The organism is Candidatus Eremiobacterota bacterium (assembly GCA_031082125.1).
Taxonomy (GTDB): Bacteria; Vulcanimicrobiota; CADAWZ01; order CADAWZ01; family Ess09-12; genus Ess09-12.
Window position 1 is genome coordinate 37,500 of record JAVHLM010000030.1, and the last position, 10,985, is coordinate 48,484.

A 10,985-nucleotide genomic window follows, 5' to 3' on the forward strand; every position below is an offset into this window, starting at 1 on the left:
AGGGGGTAAGCGCCCCCGGGGCTTATTATTCCCCCTTTGCGGGGCCATCGCTTCCGCCGCCGGGAGAGGCTTTCCCGGGCTCAGGGCTGCTCAGCGGCTCAGGGCTGCTCACCGACTCAGGGCTGCTCAGCGGCTCAGGGCTGCTCAGCGGCTCGGGGCTGCTCAGCGGCTGATCTGCGGGAGCCGCGGGGAAATGGAGGGCTGACAGGTTCCTCAGGAATTGGCTCAGGAACCCGGAGTCATCCATGAAGTATTCCGGGTGTGCGCGCAGACAGGCAGCCATATCGGCGTCTATCTTCTCAATCTCTCTGAAAGTCTCTATGATTCCCTTGAGGCTTTCAGAGGTCTTGACAGCCTCTTTTATCCGCTGCTCATCGGTGGGGTGGGTCCGGAACCACTCGGCTCCCCGGTTTTTCAGCTTGCTCCTGTCGCCGAGCTTTTTCATCACCACGGTGAACTCCCTGGGATCGAGGCCTGCGGCGGTCATGAAGAGCATTGCCTTCCGGTCCGCCTCTGTCTCGAAGCCCCTGCTCCAGCCGCTCACGAAAAAGCTGTTGGTGAAGTCGGTGAGGAGCTGTGCCCAGGGGCTCCCCGTGGCAATGACGACAATGGCCCCGAGGTAAGAGTTGGTCCGGGCCCTCCTGTACATCTTGACGGCATGGTGGCTTTCAGTGTGGGCTATCTCGTGGGCGATGATGCCTCCCAGCTCGTCGTCTGATTCCAGGATCCCCAGAAGCCCTTTCGTGATGTACACGCCCCCTTCAGGGACAGAGTAAGCATTCACCACGTCGGTGTCCAGCACGCGGAAGCGGTAGGTATAGCGCTTCAGGTCATTGCCCTTCACGACGGCATGGCCGAGGCGGACCACACGCTCTCTGTATTCGGGATTGTCGGAAACGATGAATGAGCTCTCTACAATGGAGGTGAGCTCCCGGCCCAGGGCTGCCTCGAGGGCATCATCGGAGTAGTAGCGGGTTTTCTCGGCATGGCATATGGGGCATGGCTTATAGCCCCCCTTCTTCGCTATCCTGGAGTTGGCGAACTCCTGCCTTGTCCCCTTCCCGGTAATATGCTCGGCATCTTTTTTATGGTAGAGCTTTCCCACGTCGCTTCCTACGACAGGCATCACGAGTGTTTCCGACATGAGCTGCACGGCCGCAGGCACCTCAGCGACCACAAGGTCCATTGCCTTTCTGCGGTCCTTGCCAAGTTTCACCCCGAGGAGCTCAATGTCCCCGTTCGAAATTCCATAGGCGGTAGTCTCGGCAGCCCACTTGTTGCCGGCTTTGAACAGCCTCACCAGGAAGACATAATCGACGCTGAAGAGGTCCCCGGCTTTTTTCGACGCGAGAAGGGCCCCGGGGAAGCGGAGCAGCTCCGCGCGCCCCTCGGGAGTGACGGTGGCGAATGTCTTCCCGTTCAGGGCCTCCTTCGGGCTTACAAGCCTGATGTTCCCGGGAGGGGAGCCGGCGCCTTCCTTGGCCTGGGGAAGGCTGATCCCGAAGGAGTATACCTCCTCCTCGGCGCCGGGCGACCACTTTCCATTTTCGTCAGTGATGACGACGGCCACCCGCGTCTCCAATGACGCCCATGAAAATGCACCTGAGTAAAAGGCGAAGACAAGCGAAAGCACGATGATGCCCAGTGCCTGGCGAAAAGGAAATCTTGATGATTTCATAGATATGGCCTCCTTTTTGGCTTCCGCGGGTGTGCCGCGGGACGGAACGAGGGTCTCATGTGAATGATACCATGGCGCCGTCATTTTATTCCCGCGCTTCACCGGAAAGAAAGAAAGGGACCTCACCTGCCTGCCCTCCCTTCCTGCAGAGCATCAGGTGCATGATATAAAAGAGGAACATCCGGTGCTCGTAACGGGCTCCGAAAGCCATATTCTCCTCCTTCACAAGCGTGTAGGGCCCTGAAAGGAGCCGCCGCCATTCGCGGCCCGCAAGAAGCTCCCGGAACAGCTCCTCGTAAGTGGGATAGCTCTTCTCCAGCTCCCCGAGAAGCTCATCCCTGAGAGGGGCCTGCCAGTTATAGGTTGACGCCAGGACAAGGAGGCCTCCCGGAGTCAGCATGGCATCGGCATTCTTGACAAGAAGGGTAGGGCAGGGGAGCTCGGTGAGGACGTTGAAGGCAAGGGCAAAGGAGAGCTTTCCGCCTCCGAACAGGGGGCTGGTGCAGTCAGCGGCAATGAAGTCCACGTTCTCACCGGCGGCAGGAGGAGCCTGCACGATGGCATCCCGATATATCGTGCCGCTCATGGGGAGTGAGAAAGCCCATTTCCCCGTTTTCATTATGGTGCGGGCGATCTCAAGGTAATCAAAGCAGCAGTCCACGCCGATCATCCACTCGACGAAGGGCGCAAGCTCAGCGACGAAGCGCCCGCAGGCGCACCCGAGGTCGGCGCCGACTCCGCGGAGAGCAGCCCCCATCATCTCTCTCAGGTATTCCAGGTGATAAAGGGCCGTCGCCGAGGTGAGGGGCACCATTGACGCGACGCTGTCGTCGAGCGTGATCCTGTCGTGGTAATGCCTGCACAGATAATAGGCCAGGGTTTTTCTGTAGGCATCGGGCGGGGAGGAAGGAGCGTCCAGGGCCCTCACCTGCAGGGACCAGTGCTTTTCCAGGGCGCGGTACATCCTGGCGTGCAGCGCCCCTGATCTCAGCTTCTCAGCCAGCAGGTGATTGGAGGCACAGTAACCTTTTAGGTCGCTGATGAGGAGAGGGATGCCGCTCACAATGGGATAGAGTTTCCGGCACCGCATGGAGGTGCATGCGAGGAGGCCCTCGTCCAGCTCGCCGCCGCGGACCATGAAAGTCTCCGACAGCGTGAGGTCATTGCCGCAGAGGGGACAGAGCAGGCTGACCCGGGATAAAAGTCTGTGCTTCATAGTCTTTCCCGCTGCGCTATTTCCCGGCGCCGGAAGCCTCAAGAAGGTCTATTATCTTCTTATTTCCTGTCTCCCTGGCAAGATCAAGCGCTGTTCTCCCTGCTTTATCGGCCACGTGAGCCCTGGCTCCCCTGGCGAGGAGAAGCTCCACCGTTCCGGCATGCTCCGAGCTCACCGCCCTGTGGAGTGCCGTGCTCCCGTTCGATGATGGCTTGTTTACCCCGGCTCCCTTTTCGATGAGGATATCAATGACACTAATGTGGCCATGGAGAGCCGCCGAATGGAGGGGAGTGATGCCGTTCATGTCGCTTGCGTTGATGTCGGCGCCCAGCGAGATAAGGAGGTTCACCACGTCGGCGGCGCCTGCCGCCGAGGCCCAGTGGATGGCCCTCTCGCCCAGGCCCGCGTCAACGATGGCATTGACATCATCGATGAACCCGTAGACGGAATAGCTGTCATTTGCCTCTATGGCGTCAAAGAGGTTCCTGTGGGCAAGCCTGATTTCATCGACCGGCGCCTTTTTGGCCGTGCCTGCCGCACCGTGCTCCACAGGGGCTCCCGGGTGTCCCCTCTTCTCCTTGAGAGCGGCACTCTGGCGGGCGGTGAGCTCCTCCCGCTTTCTCAGCTCGTCTTCAAGGCCCTTCAGTTCTTTTTCCCTCTTTCTCAGGCGCTCTTCCTCGAGCGTCGTGCTTTTTTCGCCTGACAGGTATGTCCCCAGAAGCACGCCGCCCCCGAAGAGTGCCGCGGTGCCCAGAAGCTTGATGATGACTCTCCACATGGTGAAGCCCCCCCTCTTTTTAATAGGGAATAGTTTCAACATCTCCCCGCAGGATACCTACTCGAAAGTAAAGGCACCTTGCGATGAGCGCTCCACTTTTTCCATTAAGTCGCCGCCTTTATTCCCCGACGAGTTCCTTTCCTGAGCTTATCTTTTCTATGGTTTTCTTCGCGTTGGTGCCGTGGATTGCCCAGATGCTTGCCGCCCCTTCGGCCCTGGTGAGCTTCTCCTGGGGCATGAGAACCCTCGTGGTGCCAAATACCGAGCGCAGGACAATGAAGGCATTGTCCATGTCCTTGTAATAGCCGGCTATATAGCGGTGGGTGATTTTTGAGGCGTCGTTGAAGCGCTCCTCGAGATCTTTCTTGTAGATGTCAAGGTTTTCCTCGTACCGCCTGATGTCTTTCTCGGTGATGTTGTATTCCAGGCTGCACCTTATGGCCATCATCTCCTCCCGTGAGAGCTCCTTGTCCGGCTTGAAATGCTCAAGGTCATAGCCGATGACATATCCGGCGTTCGCCATGGCCTGGATCCATTTCCAGTCGGGATGATCGAGGGGGACATCCTCAAAGGCTGAAGTTTTCACCTCAGGGAGCTTGATGAAGTTGCCCGACTCGACGGGGAAGTATATGTTGTGAGCCTTCACCAGCCACTTTACATACAAGGCCCGCGTGATAGGCTTATCGGGCTCAAAGGGGCCCGAAATGCTCTCAAAGACGCCGAGCCTCGCGATGTCCGTTATCTGTTTCCTGAAGGTGCTCTCGGAGATGTCGGTGTAGGCTATCTCATCGAGGCCGAAGATTTTCATCGACGGCTTTTCGGCGCTCACTGACGGACTGGCCGCCGGTGAAGGAGAGGGAGGGGGAGTCGGGGTGACTTCCGCCACAGAGGGAGTCGGCGCGGGAGTCTGAGCCTGCTCGGCGCGCTTTCCCGGCCCGAAGCCATAGAACCACACAAGAAACATCGCTGCGACAAAGGCAAAAGAGAGGGCGCCCCACAGCACTCCGGCTGCAGCAGCGCTTTTCGGGGGAGTCTTGGGAGGAGGAGCGGCGGCGCCTGCCGGCGGCTTTTCCGTCATGGCTGCCGGCCTGTCAGGTGAAGCTTTGCTGTCACCGGGAGCGGTCAGGGACCCTTCCGCAGCGGCGAGGGGCTCGGGCTTCACCATCGGTGAGCTTCCGGGAGCGCTTTCCGCGGCGGCCGGCCCGGGAGGCGGGGGAGCTTCTTTATCGTCCTTTCTGCCTTCTTTTGAAGGGGCCTGAGCCGCGTGAGGATCGGACCCGGGGCGCGGCGCAACCTTCTCCGGCTCCTTCTCGATGAAATTCACCAGCGGTGCGGCCAGGGCGGTAAGCTTCAGCGAATGGTCAATGCTCTCCATAAGAGTGAGTATCCTGTCGTTTTCTATCAGCACCGCGGCCCCCGCGCCGAGAAATATCAGGGCGATGAGGCTCGCCACGGGCGTGATGCCGAAGTCCTCCTTGTTGAGCACCATGTTGATGAACACGAAGAGCAGGATATTGCCGAGTATGAGGAGCGCAAAGCACCAGAGGCCATAAGAGAGTGCGCGCCTCAGGGGCTTCTGGCTCCGCGTGGGGATGACGAAAAGGAGAAAGGCGAAGAGGCAGAGGAGCATCGTTATCCAGAAAAGCTCCGTGCAGAAGAACTGCCTCTTGAAAGTGCTCACTTCCACCCTCCACTTGTCAATGGTGTAGTAGTAGGAGATACAGGCCCCGTGGATAAGCCATGCGAAAAGGGATATGCCGCCGGTGACGGCAAGGCCCGCGGGGCTTCTCTCTTCGGGAGGCATCTGGAAATACGAGAAGAGCTTGAAAAAGAAGGAGATCCCCGCGGCGACGGATACCAGGGAGAAGAAGAGCGACGAGATGACGCCGGCGAAGCTGAAGCTCAGGAAGCACAGTCTGTTGAGATAGTGCGCGGCGACCTCGAGGGGGTTCAGGGAGAAGGTGAGCATCTTGAGCTCGACACTCATGAAGAGCACATCAATGGCGACCAGGAGTATCCCGATAAGCACGAGGGCGGTGCCGTAAGTTTTCGCGAGCTTTCCCGTCATGGCTTTATCTCCTTTGCATGCTGCAGGATTACTTTGTTCTCTTCCTCAGGGCTGCGAGGCGGAGGGGGACCCAGGAAGGCACGGCCCCATGCTCCTTCTCCATATGCGCGGCAAAGGCGAGCAGCGCCTCCCGCGCCTCTTCCGTCTTTCCGCTCATTTCCAGGGCATCGGCACACTCCAGGGCGAGGGAGGGATCGCCCTGGTTTTTCGAAACCCTGTCCCTGAGCTCTGCCGCGAGCGCCTCATACTCTCCCTTGATAAAACGGATTCTTCGACCGTAGAACTCCCTTTCACCGTCATTCTTCTCACCGGTTATCTCAAGGGCGGCAGGCTTCACAAGGATGCGCAGGGACTCGCTCCCCTCCTTCACGAGGAGCGTTTCAGGGATTTCCATCTCGACGCGGTATTCCCCTTTCGCGAGGCCGGAGCGGGCCCCCCAGGAGAGAGCGCATGACGATCCCGGGGGGAGCGTGGCCGGTGCTCCCCGCGAGATAAGCTCCCAGGAAATCCCGGCAGGAGTCCCGCTCCCGTCCTTCACAAGGGGGGAGAGCCCCCCGAGCCCTGAGAGATCGAGGGCTTTCCCGCTGAGGGTATTGGTAAAGACAAGAGTCGCATAGAGGGGCGTGCCGGGTCCGAGACGCTGAGTGAAGGCGCCGTTGATGCTCAGAGAGAAATAAAGCATGCCCTTCTGTGCTGAAGGGACCGGTGTTCCCTTCGGTGTCCCTGCGGGCTCACCCCTGAAGCTCTCCCTTATTATCAGGGCTCCCAATATGATGCCTCCCAGCAGGAAGAGCGCGAATATCAGAAGCGCCGTCTTTCCCTTTTTCACCTCGTCTTGTTCCTTTCTCTCAGTAGCTCTTCACCTTGAAGTGGCCGATGCAGTTCCCGGCGCCGCTCGTCGCGTCCCTGCAGCACCCGCCGCTGTTCACCCCCGTGCCCTCCGGGCTCCTGCAGAAGAAGCCGCGGTTCCCCGCTCCCGCCGTGTATTTATTGAGCGAGAGAGGGAGCAGTGAGCCCTCGGGGACCGAGGTGTCGTCAATCCAGTAATCGGCGCAGTTGTATTTCATGATGCAGTCGAAATTGCCGCTGTGCTGCCCTCCCACGGCGGCAACCCAGGCCTCCTTGCCATTGATTTTCCTGGTCTTATCGGTTTGGCCATGGTGGGGCATGCTGACGTTGTGGCCGATCTCATGGCGCACCGTGCTTCTGAGGCACAGGAGCCTGTAGTCATTGTAAGTGGTTCCCTTGTCATCAACGCTGAGAACGTTGCCAAGGTAACTGTCATAATAATTGATGAGCACCGTGTTCGCGTCCCTGCAAGGCGGCCCCACGTGCGAGGCGAGGCCCGCGGCGTCCATGACAAAAGGCCTGAGCTGGCTTGGCAGCATGATGACGAGGATATACTGACTCCCCTTGCAGTGGTCGCCCCCGAGGTAGTTGACGACGTCGTTGCGAAAGTCCAGGTCATAGAGCACGTTGAGCTTCATTCCCTCATTGGCGAAGACCGTTTTCGCCTCCTGGATGGCGCTGTGGAAATAAGCCGAGTAGTCGAAGACAAAGAGGTCCATGCGGCGGGGATCAAGGCGGGTCAGCACATTTTCCGTGAGGACGCCTCTGTATTCCTCAAAGCTCGTGAGGCCGTCGCCCCTGTTCGGGCATCCCGCGAGAGAGTCGCTGTCAGCGTCGGGATCGCTCGCGGAGTTGTCCTTTTCCCATTTGTCGTGGATGCCGTTCTGGTTCCTGTCAAGGGGCAGCATCAGCTCGCCGGCCTCTTCATCGGCCGTATCGCCCTTCACCTTGGCGGGGAACCAGATCCCTCCGTACATCACCTCGGCCTTGAGGCGCGCCGAAGCCGCCGAGTCCTTCACATACACCTTCACCCTGTTCTCTTTCTCTGTCACGTCCTTTTTCGTGATCTGAAGGCCTGCCCGGTACTTGAGGTTCCCGGCGAGAGACTTCTCGCCGATGTCGTATCCCGCGTTGTCACCTTCACGGAAGAACATGTCCTCAAGGGTATCAATGGGGCACTCGTTGTAATGGCAGTATTTCCGCGTCACCTGTCTTCCTGCGAAGGAGGTGACATGGCTGTAGTCGTCACTCTTGTAGCCCCCGATGCAGTCAGGGCATGGATTGTGGGTGCAGTGGTTTCCCCCGTTGGTAAAGATGCCGGGATTCTTGGAGGTGTCAAGCAGGGTGAAGCGTATCTCCTCGATCTCCTGGGGAGGGGGATTGGTGAGGGTGAGCCTGTATTCCCTCACCGCATCCACTTCAGGGTACCACTGCGACTCCTTCGAGTCCACCGCCTCGAGGACCGCGTCAATCTCCTTTTTAGGGGCGAGGCTCCAGTCAAGGGAGAGCGTGAACTTCGTGTCATCGCTCACTTCCCTGAAGCCGGGGCTGAAATTGACGGTGCAGGTGGCCTGCTGGGTCCTGGAGCCTGACAGGAAAAACTTGTCAAAGGAAAAGTCGTCGGCGAAGACAATCTTGTCCTCCTTGATATCGGGACTGTAGGCCCCGGTGTTGGACATCACCGTGTAATGGGTGGTCCTTGAATCGGTGAACCTGAAGCCCGCATAGAAGGGGCATTTGTCATCGCGGTCCACATCTTTTGTGCCGCTGCCGCTGAAAATGGAGGTATGGATCCTTGTGCCTTTGCTCTTCACTCTCACCTTGATCTCAAGCTCCATCTTCCCGCCTGCGATCCTGTGATCCGTGAAATGCATGCGCCACTCAATGTTGTTCTTATTGAGAATCTCCATGCACTCCTTTTCCCACTGGAGCATCTGCTGGTAGTTCTTGAGAGTGTCCCCCTTGACAGGCTCCGGCGGTGAGGGAAAGGTGAGTATCTTGGAATCCGACATGGAAGTCTCGTAGGTGCTCGTATTGGTGTCCCCGCTGCGGTAAACCCATACGCCGCGCTCTTTCGAGCTTTCCCCTGCCGCGTAGGTGAGCTTCATCGGGATAAGGGAATAGGCGGTGCCCGGCGCATGGGCCAGGATGGAGAAGCCCTCCAGCTCCCAGCGGTACGAGCCCCTGGCGGACACGTCGCCCTCCATCGACAGGTCGAAGTATCCCCGGTACTTGTCAAACCTCAGGACTGTGCCGGGCTCGGTGTGATAGGCGGGGAGCCCCGCCTGGGCCCTGCCGGCGAGCACAGTGAAGGCCCAATAGATGAGAACGGCGAATACTGCGGCGATGACAAGCTTCGTCACGGATTTCATGCTCTTCACCTCTCTTGTGAGGCGGTAATCCCGGCTCTCGATCATCCATTGCCGGCGATGAGGGTGCGTCATCTCACCTTTTCTCCCCTGGCGCGGTAATTCCCTCTCGGATGATGAACCCGGGGCAGGGCTTCCTTCCCTGCAAGGAGGTATTCAGGAGAGGGAAAGGCCCTTCGAGGTGTCGAAGCTTTCAGCACTGCCCATTGAAGCCAGGGAGCGCCGGCACATGAGCCATCTCAAGTCCGCAGCAGGAAAAATTGTCTATTTTTTCATTGATCTGCTCTACTTTCTCGTCTCGAAGGTCCTGACCCTGGCGGGCAGGGCCGGGGAGATAACCCGGTTTGCCTCGTGGATGCTCTATTTTGCGCCCGGGAGCACTTTCTTAAGGCTGCTGCAGGGACACACCTTTATGTGCAGCAAGAGATATGATGAGGCGATAGCGGTTTTTGACAGTATCAGAGACAAGGTCCCCCCTTCTGAGTTCCCCTTTGCGGCCCGGGCCTACGCCTGTCTCGAGAAGGGGCTTTATCACGATGCCGTGGAAGACTATACCCGGGCTATTGAGCACTCTCCCCATGACTACAAGATCATTGGCATGCGTGCCGTCACCTTTGAGAAGTGCGGGCTCTTTGAAGAGGCGATAGGAGACTACAGCGCCATTATAGCTCTCAAGCCGAAAGACCCGGTGCTTCTGTGGATGCGTGTCAATGCGTACAAGCGTTGCGGGCGGCTCCAGGAAGCGATAGAGGACTTCGGCAGGATGATTACCATGAAGCCCCGGGCCCCGGGCCTGTTCGTTGAGCGCGCCAAGGTGCTCGCCCAGATGAAGCGTTACCGTGAGGCCCTTGAGGACTATGACAGGATGGTCTCGATGAAGCCGAAGGACCCGTGGGCGATCAGCATACGGGCCGGAGCCTGCCTGGAAATGGACTTCGTTGACAAGGCGATAGAAGACTGCAGCGCAATGATTCCCATGAAGCCCCGGGAAGCCGGTTTTTACCTGCAGCGGGCCAATGCCTTTATGCGGAAGAAGTCCTATCAGGAGGCCATCCTTGATTTCGAGAGGGCGCTCTCGCTGAAGCCCGCTAATCTCAACGCGCTCGCCGGCATGGCCGAAGCCCTCTTCTGGAAGGGGGCCTTCCGGGATGCCGTCAATGCCTATGCCCGGTTGATGACGGCAAATCCCCGGAGCGATATTGCTGATAGATCGCTCCTCTTGATAAGGGACCGCAGGGAGTTGTTCTCTCAGGCGATGGGGGAGTTTGACCGCCTGGTCTCCTCGTATCCGGCCTTTTCATGGCCGTACCGACTGCGAGGCCACTGCCATCTCGCCCTGGGAGATACTTCCGCAGCGGCGGCGGACTATACGAGGGCCATCGAGATCGAGCCCCGGGGGATGAACGCATATTTCTTCCGTGGATTTGCCATGCTGGAGGAGGGGGATGAAAAGAAAGCCCTCGCCGACTTCTCGAAATCACTTGAAAGGCCGCCCTGCAGCGATATGTTCTACATTGCAGCCCTTGTTGAGCGGGGAGCGCTCCATAGCAGGAGAGGCCGCCATGAAGAGGCTCTCGCGGATATATCCAGGATCATCGAGGTGCGCCCCGATACTCCCCTCTACCTTTCCTTGCGGGGATTCACCTATTATTGCCTGAATGCCTGTCATGAAGCCCTCGCTGACCTCTCAAAAGCCATTGAGCTTGATCCCTCCGATGGATTCACCTGGCAATGCCGGGGGAACACTTACGGGAAGATGGGGAGACCCGACCTTGCGGTGAGGGACCTCGAGAGAGCCCAGGAGCTCATGATTGCACCCGAAGCGTCGGAGATTGAATTGAGTGCCCTCTCGGCGCTGGTTCGGATCGGCCGCGACCCTGAGAAGCACCTTGACAGGATAAATGAAGCGCTGCAGAGCTATGAAGGAGAATCACTGGAGCTGCTGCTGAGGATAGCGGAGCTGGAGAACCCCGAGCCGCCACCCGGGGAATGAAGGCAGGGGACCTGATCTGCCGGTATCTCCTCTT

At 58.7% G+C, this 10,985-nt stretch carries 7 protein-coding genes; 1 reads left to right on the forward strand and 6 read right to left on the reverse strand.

The annotated features are described in order from the left end of the window. Window positions 1–25 precede the first annotated feature (25 nt). The 6 genes from RDV48_25300 to RDV48_25325 form a co-directional block, all read right to left on the reverse strand. The gene (locus tag RDV48_25300) at window positions 26–1,678 is read right to left on the reverse strand and encodes a M48 family metalloprotease (protein MDQ7826144.1); all 1,653 of its coding nucleotides are present in this window, start codon (window positions 1,676–1,678) and stop codon (window positions 26–28) included. An 85-nt stretch (window positions 1,679–1,763) separates the two neighbouring features. Further along, on the reverse strand, window positions 1,764–2,894 hold the full coding sequence (locus RDV48_25305; protein MDQ7826145.1) for a hypothetical protein: 1,131 nt from the start codon (window positions 2,892–2,894) through the stop codon (window positions 1,764–1,766). A gap of 16 nt (window positions 2,895–2,910) precedes the next feature. Then, window positions 2,911–3,672, reverse strand: a complete 762-nt coding sequence (locus tag RDV48_25310; protein MDQ7826146.1) for an ankyrin repeat domain-containing protein — start codon at window positions 3,670–3,672, stop codon at window positions 2,911–2,913. A 118-nt stretch (window positions 3,673–3,790) separates the two neighbouring features. Further along, on the reverse strand, window positions 3,791–5,740 hold the full coding sequence (locus RDV48_25315) for an S-layer homology domain-containing protein (GenBank protein MDQ7826147.1): 1,950 nt from the start codon (window positions 5,738–5,740) through the stop codon (window positions 3,791–3,793). Window positions 5,741–5,768: 28 nt separating this feature from the next. Further along, window positions 5,769–6,569: a hypothetical protein gene (locus RDV48_25320; GenBank protein ID MDQ7826148.1), complete on the reverse strand. Its 801-nt coding sequence runs from the start codon at window positions 6,567–6,569 to the stop codon at window positions 5,769–5,771. Window positions 6,570–6,588: 19 nt separating this feature from the next. Next, window positions 6,589–9,033 (reverse strand): hypothetical protein, encoded by a 2,445-nt coding sequence (locus tag RDV48_25325; protein ID MDQ7826149.1) that lies wholly within the window; start codon window positions 9,031–9,033, stop codon window positions 6,589–6,591. Window positions 9,034–9,139: 106 nt separating this feature from the next. On the opposite strand from RDV48_25325, the gene RDV48_25330 reads away from it, so the two are divergent. After that, window positions 9,140–10,951 (forward strand): tetratricopeptide repeat protein, encoded by a 1,812-nt coding sequence (locus RDV48_25330; protein MDQ7826150.1) that lies wholly within the window; start codon window positions 9,140–9,142, stop codon window positions 10,949–10,951. Window positions 10,952–10,985: the final 34 nt, after the last annotated feature.

Coding starts and splice junctions, on each gene's coding strand:
- RDV48_25300 (MDQ7826144.1), bottom strand. CDS start 1,678: ATGAAATCATCAAGATTTCCTTTTCGCCAGGCACTGGGCATCATCGTG.
- RDV48_25325 (MDQ7826149.1), bottom strand. CDS start 9,033: ATGACGCACCCTCATCGCCGGCAATGGATGATCGAGAGCCGGGATTAC.
- RDV48_25315 (MDQ7826147.1), bottom strand. CDS start 5,740: ATGACGGGAAAGCTCGCGAAAACTTACGGCACCGCCCTCGTGCTTATC.
- RDV48_25310 (MDQ7826146.1), bottom strand. CDS start 3,672: ATGTGGAGAGTCATCATCAAGCTTCTGGGCACCGCGGCACTCTTCGGG.
- RDV48_25305 (MDQ7826145.1), bottom strand. CDS start 2,894: ATGAAGCACAGACTTTTATCCCGGGTCAGCCTGCTCTGTCCCCTCTGC.